This window comes from Deltaproteobacteria bacterium (assembly GCA_018668695.1).
GTDB lineage: Bacteria > Myxococcota > XYA12-FULL-58-9 > XYA12-FULL-58-9 > JABJBS01 > JABJBS01.
This window is the reverse complement of sequence record JABJBS010000291.1, coordinates 1-16,550: the sequence shown is the minus strand read 5'-3', so window position 1 is coordinate 16,550 and position 16,550 is coordinate 1. Positions and strand designations below refer to the sequence as shown.

The following is a 16,550-nucleotide window of genomic DNA, read 5'->3' as shown; positions in this document are numbered from 1 at the left end:
ATTAAAGAGAATCGCTGGCGCGCTCAGCGCTATGGGCTCGACGAGGGATTGGTCGATTTTGGTCGCCGTGAAATCATTCAATGGGATACGTTACTCGATGAGATCATTGATCTCGTGGGAGAGGATGCGGACCGGTTGGGATGTTTGAAGGAATTGGAGCACCTTCGGGTGATCCGAGACCGAGGCACAAGCGCTCACCTACAACTGGATACCTACGACGACCTAAAATCACGTGGCCTTTCACATCAAGATGCGATGTGCGGCGTGGTAGATGCGTTGATTGAAGGCACCAAGGCTGATCTTTAAGATAGTGTGGGTCTTTGCATACGGTTCCCTTATTTTCCGTCCAGGGTTTGAATTCCTAAATCAAGTCAGAGGTTCGGTTGACGGCTATACCCGTAAGTTTTGGCAAGGCTCTCCTGATCATCGCGGAACGCCTGAAATGCCTGGTCGAGTTGTTACTCTAGTCGAAATCGCTGAAGAACGATGTGAAGGCGTGATTTTTGAAATTGCGCCGGACCAAGACAGTAATGTGCTCGATTATTTAGACGACCGTGAAAGCGGGGGCTATGAGAGGTGCAGACTCAAAGTGACACTCGAGTCTCAACAAGTTATCGAGGCCTGGACTTGGATAGCCCCTCCAAAAAATAAGAACTTTCTCGGTGATTCTTCACGAGAGGTCATGGTTGAACAGATTCTGCAAGCGAATGGGCAAAGTGGGGCCAATCGAGATTATGTTTCGTATTTAGCGCGAGAGCTAGAGCGTATAGGAATTGAAGACTTGCACGTGCAGGAACTGGCGAGATGGTTACGAGAGGCAAATTCCTAAATGGGCTGGAACCTGCCTCTCGACCATAAGGGGAGGTGGTTAGTCAACGAGGCTTTGAATCTCTTGAAGACCCCAATCGAGAGGACCGAAATCAGCAAGTCTCGAGGAGATATCCTCTAAGTTTGTACCTGTGGTATCTGAACCCGTTACTACAGTGGCAAAGTCGCGTACCACACGGGTGCGTTCAAAGAGAGCACCAGGCGCTTGAACCAAATCGCTGAGTGCATCGACACTAACTTCGTGAACCACTTCAGAGCCTGAAGAAAGCGGACGCAGTGTCAGCTTTAAGCTTGCAGGTTCATTCAGTGCTTCTTCTCGGTTGATTTTGAAGCGCGCGATGAATGTCATGTCATCGCCGGCCGCTAGAATAATGTTTTGCAGTCTCTCTTCTGGGTTGGTCGATACTTCTTCACCGGTGAAGCTTTCAAGCACCACGCCTGCAGGCAATTCCATTTCGATGGAGATACCATCCGCCGCAACTTCAACAAGCTTCGTAAAATAATCACCGAAGATAAGCTCTACTTCTTGGCTGTTGGGTAAAAATACGTGAGCTCCTTTACCAGCATCCGTAAGTTGGTCCATTCGGTCCCAGTCGTAATTGGTACCAACGCCTACACCTGAAAGGTAGATTCCTTCTTGACCATTGATACGGGTAAGACCATTGAAAGTATCCAGATCGGTGTTGCCTACATTGGCATTTCCGTCACCAAATAGAATGACACGCTGTAGTTTATCTTCATCGAAGTTCTCTTGAGCTAAATCGTAGACGCGGTTGAGTCCAGCAATCATGTTGGTTGAAGATCCTGGTGCGAGCGCCTGAAAGGCTTCACGAATGGCATTTTCATTGGCACTGAATTCCCAGTTTAGGAATATATCATGGTAGTTGCTGTCAAAAGTTACCAGCGTAATGATATCGCCTTCTTTAAAGTGACTCATCATGGTTGTAAGCGAGTCACGGACAAATTTGATATTATCGCCGCCCATTGAACCGGAAACATCAACACAGAGAAAAATGTTCCAGTTGCGTCGCGCATTGTGGTCGACCATTGGTGACTTCATTTGAAAGAAGACTTCAGCGACTTGGTAGGGAGAGCTGTCTTCGCAGTCTTCACCGGCGTCGCAATCAATCATTGGACCAGCTGGAACTTCGAACAGGTCTGCTTTGAGGCCGAAATCGATGTCACCGCCAACGGTCCCGTCTACGGCCCAATTCTCTTCTGCGAACATGCCAGCGGGTGCATCATAATAATTGATGAACTCGTGCGCTTTGAGACTGCGCCACTGGAAGCCTGCTTTGTACATCTGTGCAGATGCCATGCTGGTAGAGTCGTCGGTGGAAAGCTGAATCCAGGTGGGAGCCTCTTCGTCCGGTTCGGTTTCAGGATCTACAGGTTCCGATTCAGAACTGTCCATGTCACCTGCTTCAGCTTGTGGCGAATTTGGGCTGGCGCCTGTATCAGCGGCGGATTCATCGGCGGCTCCACCCCAGTTTCCGGCGGAGGGTTCCTCCCCGCCGTCTTGCTCTGAGCTATAGGACTCGTTTTGGGAGCATGCGGTAAGTACACCGAGCAGCAAGAAAGACATCAGTAGGGAAATCAAAGTTTTCATCATGGTTAATCCTCCAAGGGTATACAAAGAAGTAAGCAGGTTATATGCCAAAAGTAGAACCCCCTAATTGCATGAAAAGATTGAGCTTTATTTTTCTTAGGGAGATTGGTACGGCATGATTGTCTCCAGATGAAGCCATTGTCAACAGATGTTTACGATTGAGGCGTGTCATTGCTCTTGTATATTTGATGAATTGGCCCCAATGGTCCCACATGCCAAAACTTTGGACCAAACCATTCGTAAATCTAACGGTTGCTCACATGCTCCAAGGCCTTGGTTATTCCTCGATGCCATTGTTACCGGTGTACCTTGCCCATCTTGGGGCTGGCCGTGCGCAGATCGGTCAAATTATGGCTTGCTCCGCAATCGGTGGGCTTTTGTTCCGTCCTTTGGTGGGGTGGGCCCTCGATTTCTGGGGAAAACGTAAGACTTTAATGGTTGGGACCACGGTTGTGGTGATGGCGCTTTTCCTGATCGGCACCATTGGTGAGATCGGTCCCACGGCCTACGTCGCCCGATTTGTGTTTGGGATGGGAGCGGGAGCACTCTTCTCGGGGTATTTCGCGTTGGCCTCTGATCTGATTCCTGAGAAACGCCGCACTGAAGGTTTGGCACTTTTTGGAATCTTTGGCCTCATACCTCTGGCCGTCAATCCCATTATCGGCCGGGCCGGTTTTGCCGATGCGGAGCTTCGATATTATTTTCCGATGCTCGGTGTGGTGGTTTTGAGTTCCATTATCTTTTTAGTGGGAAGTGGCGAAAGCAAGTCATCGGGTGCTGCGAAGCCGAAAGATAAAGTCGCGGTGAGAGATGTACTAAGCGCTTTGATGGCCAGGCCTTTGTGGTCTCTGTGGTGCGCAACGGTTGCATTCGCTTCGATGGTGACGATTTTTATCGCGTTCGCGACGGTTGCTGCCGAGGCACGTGGCATTGAAAACCCGGCTTGGCTCTGGGCTACCTATGGAACGGGAGCGGTGGGGGTTCGTGTGATTGGTGCACGGTTACCCGATCAGTTGGGGCCGCATAATATTGTAGCTCCCGCCTTGGCTGCTTATGGGATGGCGTGTGTATTGATGTCTGGAGCAACAACGCAGGCAGAAATGTTAACTGCGGGAGCTTTAGCCGGGGTAGGGCATGGTTATTGTTTCCCGGTATTGGTGAGCCAAGTGGTGAGCCGAATTCCCGAGCACTTTCGAGGTTCCTCCATGGCTATGTTTACGGCGCTTTGGGAGATGTCTGCTGTAGTGACAGGACCGGGCTTTGGAAGTTATGCAGATGCTTACAGTGACCAAGCCATGTTTGCGTTGGCTGCTTTGGTGGCCTTACTGGGTCTTGTAGCTTGGGCCATCTTAGAGCATGGTTATTCTCGAAGCGCTTCCAGGGAGAGAAAATCTCTCCACTTTGAGACTTGAGATGATTACAAAGAGTAGTTTTTTACCTGCATGGTGGGCCAAGAATCCACACGTTCAAACTTGTTTTGCAAGCTTGTGCCGTAGACCAGCGACTCCGTCCTATAGACCGGAGCGTTTGGAGTTGGCCGATGGCGACTTCCTCGATTTGGTTTGGGTGGGACAGGGAGTTGGTCCTATTATTGCCGTATTTCATGGTCTTGGCGGTTCGATGCATTCACCCTATGCCTCGGGCATGCTTCATGCTCTGAACAAGCAGGGTTATCGAGCAGTGTTAATGCACTTTCGTGGCTGCAGCGGTGAGATGAACCGAGTAACACGCTCCTACCATGCAGGTGAGACTGCCGACATGAAGCTTGTTCTGGCGGCACTAAGAGAACGGGTCGGTTATGAAACACCCATTTATGGTCTCGGTTACTCACTGGGCGGGAATGCACTGCTGAAATATCTCGGTGAATCTGGCAAGGATTGTTTACTCGATGCAGCCATAGCCGTCTCGGTGCCAATGCAATTAGCTCTCTGTGCTAAGAGGCTGAAGGAGGGTACTTCGCGTATTTACCAATGGCACCTTCTTCGCGCTCTCAAGAAAAATCTCATTATCAAAATGAGAAAGGTTCAAATGGGAGCTGTGCTTGGTTTGACAGAGGACGAAGTTGCTTTGGTTAAGGATTTACCAACCTTTGATGATCGGGTTACAGCACCTCTGCATGGTTTTCGGGGAGCAGAGCATTATTACGAAACCTGTAGCAGCCGTCAGTTCTTAAAAAGTATCGCAAAGCCGACCTTGATTCTGCATTCTACAGATGACCCATTCATGTTCCCAGAAGTGGTACCAAAAGAGCATGAGCTTGGAGAGAGTGTGACGCTGGAACTTAGTTCTACGGGCGGTCATGTCGGGTTTGTAAGTGGAACGGTCCCTTGGAAGCCAGTTTACTGGTTAGAGGGAAGGATTACTGAGTATTTTGATACCTTGAAAGGTAATCAAGCCGCGGCCAAGAAAAGAGTAGCTTGACCATTGGTCGTTTGGAGCTCGAAGGCATAGCTTCCCTGAGGAGGCGTACCGAAGGTCGGCGTTCCCATCTGCAACGATACCGATGATTTTTCTAAAGCACCAACAGCTTGTCCGGCAATGATGTCCAAAAAGCCCCCGAGTAAATCTTCGAAATCGTCTTTGTTGTCGCCGTAGGCCAAGTTGGAATCTCCAGCCATGATTCTGGTCATTCCGTCCATGATCCTGCGGGCGAATTGTTTGTCCGAACTAAGGCTGACACAGACGCCGCCGGGTCCATCCAACTGAATGGATGCCGTGTAGTCGTTTGGCGGAGCTTGAGTAGAGTCTTGTCCCTCAGCGACCTTGATGTGAATTTGCGAAAGTCTCATCGTCATCTTGGGAAATGAATCTACCAGGTATCGGGCAGCTGCACTTTCAGACAAGGGTCCAATGGACTGAAACAGTTGTTCACTTTTTGGCGATTGCACTTCCGCAAAGCGTGCCAGAGCATCACGCACTTGCGCGTCGTCCAAGACACCTTCCTTGATCAGGATTTGCCCCAACTGCATATGCTGTTGGCTTTGTCGCGAAAGTAAGTTTTGGAGTTGGTTTTCACTGAGTAAACCTTGCTCGATGGCAAGGGAGCCAAACGGAAGATCCCGTTGAAGCTGCTCTTTATTCAAGTCACTTGCTTGCTGCTCGGTCATGTAACCGGCGGCCACGGCAAGCGTACCAATCCTCTGATCCGATACATCAAGACTTTCACAAGCTTTTGTGAGGGACTTTGCATCGACAATTTCTTCAACGAGGAGAAACTGGCTGAAGAATTCCAGGCTCATTACTAAACTCCCAGGCACGTAGTCATAGCCGAATGTATCTTCCTACCCTTAAGGGTAACGGTCTTCGCGTCCTGCTTCAACTCTTCATTTTATTTGTCTCCCTACATGAGCATTCATGAGGCTCGATGTATGTGGAGGTAGGGAACGGTCTAGGATGATTGCTGTAGCCTGAGAAGGTGGTAGTATTCGGTATCGGGGAGGTTGTTTTGTTTCTTCAGGAATTCAACAAGATATCAGGTCTCTGCATCGCGTTCACGGTGCTCTTAGCCGCCGATCCAGCGTGGGCAATTGTCAATGTAATGGATAAAGGGGATCAAAAGTCGGAGACAGGCCTGACCGGAGAAGTAAATGGCTCTCTTTCACTGCGATCTGGCAACAAGAACTGGCTCAACCTTGATGTGGGTTTGAATCTAACCTACCGACTTTATCGACATACCTTCATTCTCAAAGGGAGTTTGGAGCATCAAGCTGGTGCGCTGAATTCTCTTGAGCCGCAAATCAGTGAGAGTTTTGAACACTTCAGATACCGTTATGAATTTTTGGATGATCTCTTCGTGGAGAGCTTTGTCCAGCACCAGTTTGACCAAGTAAAACGAATCAAATTGAGATTTCTACACGGCATCGGCGTACGCTTTATTCATAGCTTTGAATCCGTCGAGATAACGATGGGTACAACATGGATGCTAGAATACGAAAAAGAAGAAGAAGAGTTCTGGGACTGTGAAGACGGAGAGGCTTGCTCACAGTGGGTTCACCGGTGGTCGAGTTACCTAACGGTAGACTGGGAAGTCATGGAAAATATCTTTGTCGGTACGACCAACTTTATTCAGCCTTTGTTTGCCAATTTGTACGATTGGCGTTTACTCAACGATAACTACATCGAATTTAGAGCTAACAAGTGGCTGGCGATGCGTTCTTCTTACACCCTTGAGTATGACAGTTACCCGGCACCGCGAGTTGTTCATCAACTTGATACCCGTATTCGGGCAAGTATCGTTGTGCGGTTTGAATAACTTACGTAAGTTTCTGGCTTGAGATGGTTTTGCCACTGAGCAGGTGAATTTGCTCTCTACAAAATGCACCCGACCGAGAGAAACGGCTTATCGCAGTGTCCCGAGCGTTTTGACCTCGGTGATAAATCGTTGCAATGATTCCCTCGTTAAGGATGTTCTCACTCAAACCTAACGACAAGTAACAGGTATTAATGCCTTGAGGTTCGTTGTCACCGAGCATTAAGTCTACAACCTGCGGGATGTATTGCGTCTCTCCAAGATTCAGTAGGGCGATCAGGATAATTCGCTGAAGCCCGGGGTCTTCACTTGGGAGTTGAGACTTGATGAACTCAACATAGTTTGAGTCGTTTACTTTGCCTGCTGCATAAATAGCACTGACAGTGTGCTTGATGTTTTCTGAGTAGAGCATGCTCGTAATGGCCGCTCGAACACGAAAACGTGACTTCGGATACTTCCACAACGCGACGATAGTGTTGGCCTTGATGCGTGGCGTTTCATGTTTAAGGTAAGGTTCGAGCAAGTGCACGACGCCCGGGTAGGTCAAGTGGCTAAGTCCGTCAATCGCGTTGGCGACGACCCGGTCATCTTCTGAGTTGAGTTCATCGATGACAAAACTTACTGAAATCTCCGGTGACGCTCTCTGTACAAAGGTCTTAATCGCCATCGCACGTGAAACATTTGAATTACAGTGGAGACAAATATCTTTGAGGACCTCCAGCGTGCGGTAATGCAGGAAGGGGTCAAACTTCTCGAAATTAAGCTCATCAATATACCGAAGAACTGCAATCCTCATCGAGTTGTCCATCTCTGGCTCAATCATATCGAGAATTTCAGGCAGCGGTTTATGAGTCTTTAATGAAGCGAAGGTTCGCAGAATATTAATATTCGTTGATAAGTCTTTTCCTTCGATGAGCTCTCTTAAAAACTGTTCGTATTGATCTTGGTGCTCGAGGTGGTCATAAAGGTCGATGGCATTGCGCCGCTCTTGTTCATCGGGGCTGACCAAGAGGCTCATGACTTCTTCGTTGAATGAGCTTCCCGAACGAAGTGCCAGCCAAATCGATATTAAGGTAATGCCAATGAGAGCAGCGATACTTGCCCAAAACGGGATGAGATAAGTAAGCGCGACCAGCATACCCCCCGTGGCGGGAACGGCGACTTCAATCAGAAGTCTGAAGTGGTAACGGTAGCGGCCAGGGTAGAGGTTTAGTTGCTCATCAAGAGCTGGCGCTTTCATGCTATTGTTAAGCATTTCAAAGCACACATAAAGAACCACTGCGACGCTGAAGATGGGAAACCCACTGTAGGCTATCGCCAGTGCACTGGCGATTACGGAGCATACGGTAAGCATGCCGCCGAGCCGGTACCAGCGAACGAACGTCGGGTATAGAAACACGGTCCAAAAAGAGCTGAGCGCGGTGGTTACGAGTATCAGAGCCCCGTAAAGCGATGCGAGGGATGTGGTGCGCTCAGCGAACTGTTCAGCCACGTTAACATGCATAATGGTGTAAACGAATCCCCAGAAAAAGAGCCAAGCGATGAGCTTACGTAGAAAGAAATAACGCTTGAAGGTGACTCGGAAGGTTTCACGAATGGGGGTTAGAATATTGAGTTGGTGAGGTTCAAGGCCAGTGGATGGGCTTTTAGTCCCGAAATAGGAAATAAGGATCAGAGCCGCTTCAATACTCGCCCAGAGCGGGAATGCGATGTGCTCCATAGAGTTTTGAGAATAGTTCATCGCGAAAATGGCGCCGGCCACCATGCCTGCCAAATTGAGTTTACTGAGCTTCTTGAACACGCGTGGTGCTTGAAAAGGGCTCACGGCAAACGAGGCCAGGTGCCAATTCGTTACATAAACGAGTAATCCAAAACCCAAAGCACTGTAGAAAATAATTTGGCTTTGAAGTGCTGCATCCTGAATGGCTAGTACGCAGACAGCTGCGGCAAGCATCACGGAGTGAACCAGTCCGAATGCGTACCTTGGTCCGATTTTGGGAGTGACAACGAGAGCACAAGAACCGAGCAAGGTGACTGCACAAGCGGCTGCGTAGTGGACTGCAAGTTGGTCCACTGAGAATGCGCGAATGATTTTTTCGAGAGCGATACAAGTAATAAACGTTCGTATCAAATACGAAAGAAAGAAAATTGTATACAGCGCCCCGTGGCTTGCTGAGTTTGTCACCGCCAGTTGACTCCCTTTATCCTTCGTCGAGCTTCTCAACCCTTTGGAAATTATCGCGAAAGAGGCTTTGAGGGAAATGATTTGATCGGGAGTTTACCCTCACGCTTGGTCATTTTCTTTGGTAGATGGTGAGCCGAAGAAGGAGAACGATATGAGCTTGGATGCTTTTGATAAGCTACAACCCTTTCATTTGGCGATTCCAGTCCTCGATCTGGAGGCTACAAGGGCATTTTATGTCGATTTTTTAGGCTCTAAGCAGGGCCGCAGTGCGCCAAGATGGATAGATTTTAACTTTTTTGGTCACCAAGTATCGGTCCATTTGGTGGATGAGGACGAGAATTTTGTGGTGCCCACGAATGGAGTGGATGGAGATAGGGTGCCGGCGCGGCATTTCGGTGTGGTCCTTACTTGGAGTGATTGGCAAAAGCTGAGCTCTCGTTTGGTGCAAGAGAACACAGACTTCCTGATTGCTCCCAAAATCCGGTTTGAGGGTGAACCTGGTGAACAGGGCACATTCTTTTTGCTCGATCCAAGCGGAAATGCTCTGGAATTCAAGTCATTTAAGGAGCCCGAGCGGCTATTTGCCACTTAAGGTATGGGCCGGGGCAGGAACGGGACGCCCGAAAATAACGGTGTAGAGAGCCGCAGCACGAGCTGAGAGGCGCCGGGTATCTTCCTGCAGTCGCTCATGAAGAACGGGCGCGGGAGCCAGTAGATTTAAAATAATGGTCGCAGCTTCACCCCCAATGGAGCCGGGTTCCTGATCCGCAGCTAAAATCAGTGCAAACAGACCGGTTCGCGACATGAACCTTTCCTGCAATGCTGCGAGCTGACTTGAGAGCTCTCGGCTGAGTTCCAGTGCATCTAAGTCAGGGTGTCGCCTCGTAAGATCGCGGATCATTTGCGGGGCACGCCATGTTTTCGGCAGTTGAGCCAAGTGCTGGAGTCGGGCCTGTTCCAAGGTGTCGAGGCTCGTAAGGACAAGAGGCTCGAGTAAATGATGAGATTGGCAACCCTCTTGGGCAGGAGGCTCGTCATCGTGATGCTCACACAGGGTCAAAGTTTGGAAGATTGCCCCCACATTTTGAACACCATGTACTTCCTGCATTTTTTGCAGTTTCCACACGATATCTTGCTGAAGGTTGGGGGCCATGTGCTTGGCAAGGGCCTGGGCTGAGTTCGAAGCATCGGGCTGGTTGAGTAAGCCCGCCTTTAAACCTTGTTTCCAAAGTTTAGACGCCTCAAATGGAGTGCTCATCGCCGGTGGTTTTGTAAGAAAGCGCGTATCCACTCGCCATTCTGACCAACCGGTCGCAATGACCAAAAGCCAAGATAAGACGATGATCTCAAGCCGCCGACCCCGGGCAAGATTGTGGTAAAGACCAGGTGCGTGCCCCACTTTTAGCTTATCGCTTTGCGGGCAGGGATCGTCCAGCTTCGAACCAGCTTGCAGTCGATGATTGATCCAAGCAGAGCTTGGGAAATCCCTACTCTTGGCTTCGCGCTCGAGTGCGCGGTGGCAGTTGTCCACGAGTCGTTTAACACTTTTTCGATAGGCGGGGCGTGAATTGCTGGGTTCTTGATAAGCCATTCGGGCTGCCAAAAGTTCGGCTCGAATCGAAGGTGGCTCTTGGCTTAATCGCTCCGGCACAGGTAGGTGCCAAGATAGCCAGGCGGTTGCCGCGATATGAGCGGCGAGTATGGCAGTACTAAGAAATAAAAGTGAACTTCGAAAACTAAGAGCCAGGAGCGACTGTGTATCTGGGTAAGACTCAGCTCGGATGGTGGTTGCGACAAGAATGAGAAATACCGCGATCAAGCAGGCCCAGCGATGGCGAGACTGAGAGTTACGCACCAGTGCTGTTTGTAACGCCAATAGAATAATGGGCAGCGATAAACCGGCAGTCTCAAGCCAAAAAATGACGGGTGTTTGATGGGGGAAGTCGAAAGCTAAGGTACTCGTTTGCCATGCTTTTAACCAGCGCTCACTGCGAGCCAACAAGGTGTCACCCATGGCGGGTAGCAGCCAGATCCCAAACAAACAGAGAACACAGAGCAGCAATAGGAGTCGACGCGTGTAGTCCAGTGGTTGGTTGGTGGTATCGGACTGACGCAGTTGATGCGCGCAGAGGACGGTGGCAAGGGATATCCAGAGAAGGAGGTCAAACTCTTGGTAGGCCAGAGGAAGTCCAAGCAACCAATCTACCTCCAAGGGTAGACTTACTTGTTCGACAAAGATTGCTGTAAATATAGCGGGTAGCAAAACGAGTGCTCGCATAAGCGGGCTTGAGTGATGCTTAAGAACAAAGAAGTAAACCAGCGCCAAGGTGAGTGGAGCGAAACGGGTGAAGCTCCAGAACGTTAGCGAATTAGGAGCGATATAGCTTTGGATAAAGTTGTCGTGGATGCCAAGCAATCCGGCGACCAGCAATCCGCCTAAAACAATTTTTGAGAGACCTGACGCCATAGGCGTAGACTACGATGGGGTGGACCCTTCGGCAACATCGTCGATGAAGAATCCCAAAAGGGCACAGGCATCATCGCGATTGAGCTCGAAGCGCTTGGCTTCTTCAGGCGTGGCTTTTGGTGTGACTGCTTGAAGCTTATGGTGGTAGGCCATGTAGCGCTCGCGTGCTTGCGCGCCAGTCATATCTGGATGGAATTGAGTGCTGTAAAACTTAGCATCCTCAACCTTGAAAGCTTGGGTATCGAGTAGAGAACCCTTTGCCATTAAGGTGGTACCGTGTGGGATTGTTTGAACATGGTCACTATGCCCAGTCTGGGCGGTAAAACGTTTCGGGAGATGACCGAAAACGGGATCAGACTTGCCCTCGGCGGTGAGGTCGAGCTCAACTGTACCAATTTCGGTATGCTCGCTGCTTGTTACCACTTTTGATCCGAGCACTTGTCCAACGAGTTGATGTCCGAAGCAGATTCCAAAACCAGGAAGACTTTTCTTCAGTGCCTTCTCAATGAATGCACAGGTCGGTTTAACCCAGTGTTGAATCTCTTCATGGTGAACACTGTAAGCCCCGGAGCCTCCGATAATCAGCGCATCGATGTCGAGAAGGTCCTCAGTCGGCGGCGAAGCGATGACATTGTGAATATCAACTTGGGTCGGGGTGTTTTTGAATTTCTTCACGATGCATTCAATCTCGTGATCAAGCATTGGATCGACGAGCTCTCGGCATTGAAGAATTAAAACCTTAATCGGTGGCTTGGATACGTCTGGACTCAACATCGGTGATGGAAGCTCTTTTCGTTGGATAGATGAAGAAACCCTAACTGCAGAGATTTAACAAATCCAGCATTTTTAGCGCTGGATGTGTTCAACCCCCGGGTTCCGGGCCTTTGGCAGGCAGTGGTATAGCTTTGTCGAGGAGAGTCGTGAGGTTCTTCGTGGGAATAACTTCTAAGATGAAAACCATGTTCAAGCTCAAGCTACCATCGTCTGAGGATACGTTGGCGGTAGCCGAAAATATTTCTACCTCACCGTCTTGGTCAGACATCCATTCGTGTCGAGGTAAATCTTTCATCGTCGGCGTCTTGCTATCAAGATCAACGTGTAAGGCATCTGCGAGCGTTGCGACGAAACCATTGAGAGTAACGTTACCGGCCTCGCAGAGAATATCGTCTCTAATTTCCGGAAGTAATTCGGGAGGCATTTCCTGTTTTTCCAGGAGGTGTGCAGCAAGTGCAGTTCCTGACCCCTCCGAGAGTACAGCACCGAACCGTCCACAAACTTCGCCATCGAAAATTTGTTCAAGCAAAGTAAGCTTTTCGTCCTCAGCCTCGGTGACGAGAAGAGGAATGACTCCAGAAGGATAAAGCGTGGGTGGGCTCACTGATCCTGAGACACCATCACCAGCCAGTGATTTAAGCCAGTGCAGACCCGTATAGGTTCCTAGAAGAAAGATCTCTTCCAGGATTTTTTCGTGGGGTTCATCTAAGCGAGCACGTTCTAACACGACACCGTTTCCAGAAAGGCCGACAGGGACTCCTCCGTGACGGGTTTGCCGATGAAATAAATACCTAAATCTTCTGACTTAGACTTAATTTTATCTTGCTTGTTTGCTGTTACCAGAGCAACCGATAGGTTGTCCGGGCGGTCTTTACGTAGCTGTGCTGCAAGGGCGAGACCATTTACGTCTTGCATATGGTAATCAATCAAGACCACATCGACGTGTTCTTGCTTCATCTTCGCCATTGCTTCCGTTGGGCTCGCGGATTCCATTATCGACCACTCGGGTCGCAACTTGTGAATCACTTTGCGCAAGTGAAGTCTCGCGAAAGTACTGTCATCTGTTATCAATATTGTCGCCATATACTACCTCTACCTACCTATCTCGGTACGCTTCAACTTTAGTCTACCTGGAACATTGAGTTTGGGGGAAGCGGCTGGCCCATTTTGTTGAATTTAGCCCTCGGATTGACATGCTATGGTTAGGTCGCTGTGCTAGCATTCACGTAGTCTTCGTCATCATTTTAGAACTGCAGGTAGCTTACGAAGACAATACCTAGGGGGATCGATGTGCTTGGACAGACTGGTCGTTAAGCTCTTAATATTAAACGCTTTCTCATTTGTTTTTTTGATCGCAGCACCACTCTTGGCCCAAGATTCAGATGCCGATAGTTCCGATGCCGCGACTGACGAGACGACCATCGTGGCAGATACGGAGTCCGGTGAGTCCGACGCGAAAAAAGAAGGAGCCTCACCTGAGCCCTTAGAGCTTAAGTTTAAGGTTAAACCCGTCGATGGTCCCGGAAAAGATCTTTCCCAGGAATCTCTGAACCAGAACGCGTCTGACCCGGCGGTTAAGCACCTGGAGGTTTACGATGCGGCACTCGATATCTGGCACAAAGTCGGCGGTGACGTCTTGGTAGGCTTGATGAACGTAACGGTCACTGGCGAGGCTCTTGACCCGATGCTCGCGGAAAGTCTTTCGGCCGTAATAGCGGCAGAGCTTGCCACAGTAAGTCGTAATCGTTACCGGGTGATTTCTCGAAACGAATTACAAAATATGTTGATCCAAAAAGTCGAAGCCCAACAACTAGGTTGCGTCGAGGCCGCTTGTCTTTCCGATCTGGGTAAATTAGCTGCGGCCGATTTCATCATCACAAGCTCTGTAGGACAGGTGGGTGAAGAGTGGGTATTCACAATTGAACTTATCGATGTTCGCGTCGGCAATGTTTTGCGCCGCCAAGCAGTGACATGGCAAGGCACGCCGGCGGGGTTGGTCGAAGTTTGTAGGCCGATGGTGGTACGTTTAATCGAGGGCACGGCTGCAGCAGACTACAAAGGTGGCTTGCAGATCTTGAGCAATGAGCCGGGCGCCAGTGTGCATATCGGTGAGGTCGAAGCGGGGAGTACGCCAATCGATCTTTACCCCAATCTTGCCATCGGGCGTCATCGGGTCAACATCAAAAAAGATGGCTTCATACACTTCACGAGAGATGTCGTGGTTCATCGAAATGAAACCACGCTGCTTCAGGCCGAGCTTGTCGACGAAGATTCACTTAAGCCTTGGTATCAAAAGTGGTGGGTCTGGACAGGTGCAGCCGCACTTATTGGTGGAAGTATTGCAGCTGCAGCGATGTTGCAGAGCTCGGAAACGTTGATCGAATTAGATTAGTTAAGAGGATAAAAAATGAGATTGAACTTATTTTCTGCCTTGGCGATTGCTGGATGCATCCTAGCATTGACCACCGGTTGTGAATCTACCGTCGATAGCGACGCTTACGTGGTTTTGCCGCGAGCAGCAGAGCTGGTGGATTTACCAGATGAAACGAAAGCTACTTTACGAGTCGAGGCTGAAATACCTGGCTCGTTGAGTAAGTCTCCACTGATGCTCGATCTTACCTCGGGTTTTGCTCGCGGTAAGTTTACGCTACCGGAGGCAGATTATGCCGATGTACAGATTGTCCTCTCGTTTTACGGCGCCAAGGATGCGACCACTCAAGAGGTTTTATTGGGCAGGGTTGAGCATACGGCATCCATTGTTCGAGGCGAAAGCAATCGCGTTACAATCCCCGAGTTTGAAACCACGGGTGCTCTTTTTGACTCAAACCGAAACGATAAAAGCAATTTAGATGATTTGATTGCCGGCTATGACCCGGCTCCAATGGTCAACCCTATTGACGTATCTCCTCAAACCATTAGTTTTGAATCCGGCGTGGAAGTAGGCGGCTTTACCCGTTCGTTTTTTGTCTTGGAAAATAATGGCGATGAAGAGGTGCGTTTGGATCTTGCGGTCCGCCTGGCTTCTGGAATCACGATTGCCCCACTAGAACAAATTTTTGAAATAGGCAGTGAAGCACCAACCGATACTTACGGTTTTAATCTCGCACCGGGCGAAGAGCAGGTGATGGCTATCACTTTTGCTCCCTCCAACGCGCTCTTTGTCGCAGGAGCTCTTTCGGTAAATTCAACTACCTTCGACTCTGAGGTTCAACACGGGTTAATGATGCGCCTGATTGGTAACCCGGAGGGTGCGGTCCCGCAGCCGCCTTCTTCATACGCGATTCCCGATCCCGAGGGGTTGGTCATTGACACTTACGACGGGCCCATCTCGAGTTACCGTGCAAGTAAGCTTTTTTCCCGCGAACCTGATGATGCAGGTGCGGTTGACGAGCATAAAAAAGCGGACGGCGTGACCGATGGTCTCATCGGTGGACAAGACGTTGATGAGGCGTACCTCGTTGTTGTTCCTCCCGGCTATCGTTTTTCACTTACCCTTGATGGCTTGAACAATGATGTCGATTTGTTTCTGTTTAAAGCCAATCCAACTTTTGACGATGACGGAGTTATGACAGCTCTTGACCCGGTGACTTTTGAGTCTGATGAATCCTTAGATTGCGCGACAGGCCTGACAATAGCACCTGTGGACTGTTCTGCGAATTCGGGGGTTTCGGCCGAAGCGGTTGCCTTTGATGGTACCCAAGAGCGAGATGATTCAACCTACCTGGTCATTGCTTTAGACCGGCCTGAGTTACCCCAGGGGCAAGAGGAGGTTGTTGCGCCGGAGAATCCTGGAGCAGCAACCCAGGATACAACTCAAGAACCATCGGTTCAGGCAGCCATGTACAGCTTACCAGAAATCGATTTTGTAGAATCGTCCACTGACTGTCCAGACGATGGTTACGGCGAGTCGGCTTGTACTGAGGCCAATGGCGGCTCAAACGTAACGATACTCGGTGTGAATTTTGAGGTAGGCTTGACGGTTCAAGTAACCTGGACGGATCAGATAACGGGTTCGGATGAAACGCAGCTTGCGGTATGTTCTAATCCTGAAAAAGGGGCATCCGTAGACCGCCCAGTCTTTGATGAAAACGGAGCCCCTTCTCTCGATCCTGAAGGGGTACCCCTTGTCCAGACTATCATTGTTGACCGCGTTGTGTGTGTGTCCCCACCTGCAGCGATGAGCCCGCAGTTGGCGCCGAAAGCAAATCTCGTTTTGAGAAACCCTAATGGCGCAGTGGCAACGAGGCCTCAGGCTCTTACTTACTTGCCTCCTCCTCCAGACGTAGAAAACGTGTCTCCTGTGCGGGGCCCAACGACGGGTGGCAGCACGGTTACGATTTATGGCGAAAGTTTTTATGAAATCAACGGGCGTATGCCCTCCGTTATCTTTGGCGATTATGTGCCGGGAGAACTGGGCACCAACGCCAATTATGTTATT

Annotated in this window: 15 protein-coding genes; 8 read left to right on the top strand and 7 right to left on the bottom strand. The window is 49.8% G+C overall.

Annotated elements, in window-relative coordinates:
• Both HOK28_15450 and HOK28_15445 read left to right on the top strand, forming a co-directional pair.
• Positions 1-306: carboxylate-amine ligase (locus tag HOK28_15450; protein ID MBT6434494.1), on the top strand; the 306-nt coding region annotated here is incomplete at its 5' end.
• Positions 307-310: 4 nt separating this feature from the next.
• Positions 311-829: a gamma-glutamylcyclotransferase gene (locus HOK28_15445; protein ID MBT6434493.1), complete on the top strand. Its 519-nt coding sequence runs from the start codon at positions 311-313 to the stop codon at positions 827-829.
• A gap of 39 nt (positions 830-868) precedes the next feature.
• On the opposite strand, the gene HOK28_15440 is transcribed toward HOK28_15445, so the two are convergent.
• A complete protein-coding gene (locus HOK28_15440; GenBank protein ID MBT6434492.1) occupies positions 869-2,440 on the bottom strand; it encodes a VWA domain-containing protein in 1,572 nt (523 codons plus the stop codon).
• A gap of 209 nt (positions 2,441-2,649) precedes the next feature.
• Between HOK28_15440 and HOK28_15435 the strand changes: the two genes are divergently transcribed.
• Together HOK28_15435 and HOK28_15430 are read left to right on the top strand one after the other, a co-directional pair.
• Positions 2,650-3,849, top strand: coding sequence for an MFS transporter (locus tag HOK28_15435; GenBank protein MBT6434491.1), 1,200 nt, complete (start codon positions 2,650-2,652; stop codon positions 3,847-3,849).
• A 1-nt stretch (position 3,850) separates the two neighbouring features.
• On the top strand, positions 3,851-4,858 hold the full coding sequence (locus HOK28_15430) for a hydrolase (protein MBT6434490.1): 1,008 nt from the start codon (positions 3,851-3,853) through the stop codon (positions 4,856-4,858).
• Here the strand turns inward: HOK28_15430 and HOK28_15425 are convergent.
• Positions 4,828-5,676, bottom strand: a complete 849-nt coding sequence (locus HOK28_15425) for a hypothetical protein (GenBank protein MBT6434489.1) — start codon at positions 5,674-5,676, stop codon at positions 4,828-4,830. The genes HOK28_15430 and HOK28_15425 overlap by 31 nt on opposite strands.
• Before the next feature lie 206 nt (positions 5,677-5,882).
• Here HOK28_15425 and HOK28_15420 point away from each other — a divergent pair, with 206 nt between their 5' ends.
• Positions 5,883-6,689, top strand: a complete 807-nt coding sequence (locus HOK28_15420) for a DUF481 domain-containing protein (protein ID MBT6434488.1) — start codon at positions 5,883-5,885, stop codon at positions 6,687-6,689.
• 1 nt (position 6,690) lies between these two features.
• On the opposite strand, the gene HOK28_15415 is transcribed toward HOK28_15420, so the two are convergent.
• On the bottom strand, positions 6,691-8,871 hold the full coding sequence (locus HOK28_15415; GenBank protein MBT6434487.1) for a hypothetical protein: 2,181 nt from the start codon (positions 8,869-8,871) through the stop codon (positions 6,691-6,693).
• Positions 8,872-9,022: 151 nt separating this feature from the next.
• Between HOK28_15415 and HOK28_15410 the strand changes: the two genes are divergently transcribed.
• Positions 9,023-9,463 carry a VOC family protein gene (locus tag HOK28_15410; protein ID MBT6434486.1) on the top strand — a complete coding sequence of 147 codons (441 nt, stop codon included), beginning with the start codon at positions 9,023-9,025 and terminating at the stop codon, positions 9,461-9,463.
• Here HOK28_15410 and HOK28_15405 read toward each other — a convergent pair.
• The 4 genes from HOK28_15405 to HOK28_15390 form a co-directional block, all read right to left on the bottom strand.
• Positions 9,449-11,338, bottom strand: a complete 1,890-nt coding sequence (locus HOK28_15405) for a hypothetical protein (protein ID MBT6434485.1) — start codon at positions 11,336-11,338, stop codon at positions 9,449-9,451. The genes HOK28_15410 and HOK28_15405 overlap by 15 nt on opposite strands.
• Before the next feature lie 9 nt (positions 11,339-11,347).
• Positions 11,348-12,112, bottom strand: a complete 765-nt coding sequence (locus tag HOK28_15400) for a type 1 glutamine amidotransferase (protein MBT6434484.1) — start codon at positions 12,110-12,112, stop codon at positions 11,348-11,350.
• Positions 12,113-12,200: 88 nt separating this feature from the next.
• Entirely contained in the window at positions 12,201-12,839 is a 639-nt protein-coding gene (locus HOK28_15395; GenBank protein ID MBT6434483.1) for a hypothetical protein, read from the bottom strand.
• Positions 12,833-13,195, bottom strand: a complete 363-nt coding sequence (locus tag HOK28_15390; protein MBT6434482.1) for a response regulator — start codon at positions 13,193-13,195, stop codon at positions 12,833-12,835. The genes HOK28_15395 and HOK28_15390 overlap by 7 nt, the downstream gene beginning before the upstream one ends.
• 205 nt (positions 13,196-13,400) lie before the next feature.
• Between HOK28_15390 and HOK28_15385 the strand changes: the two genes are divergently transcribed.
• Together HOK28_15385 and HOK28_15380 are read left to right on the top strand one after the other, a co-directional pair.
• Positions 13,401-14,504, top strand: a complete 1,104-nt coding sequence (locus tag HOK28_15385; GenBank protein ID MBT6434481.1) for a PEGA domain-containing protein — start codon at positions 13,401-13,403, stop codon at positions 14,502-14,504.
• 15 nt (positions 14,505-14,519) lie between these two features.
• Positions 14,520-16,550: hypothetical protein (locus tag HOK28_15380; GenBank protein MBT6434480.1), on the top strand; the 2,031-nt coding region annotated here is incomplete at its 3' end.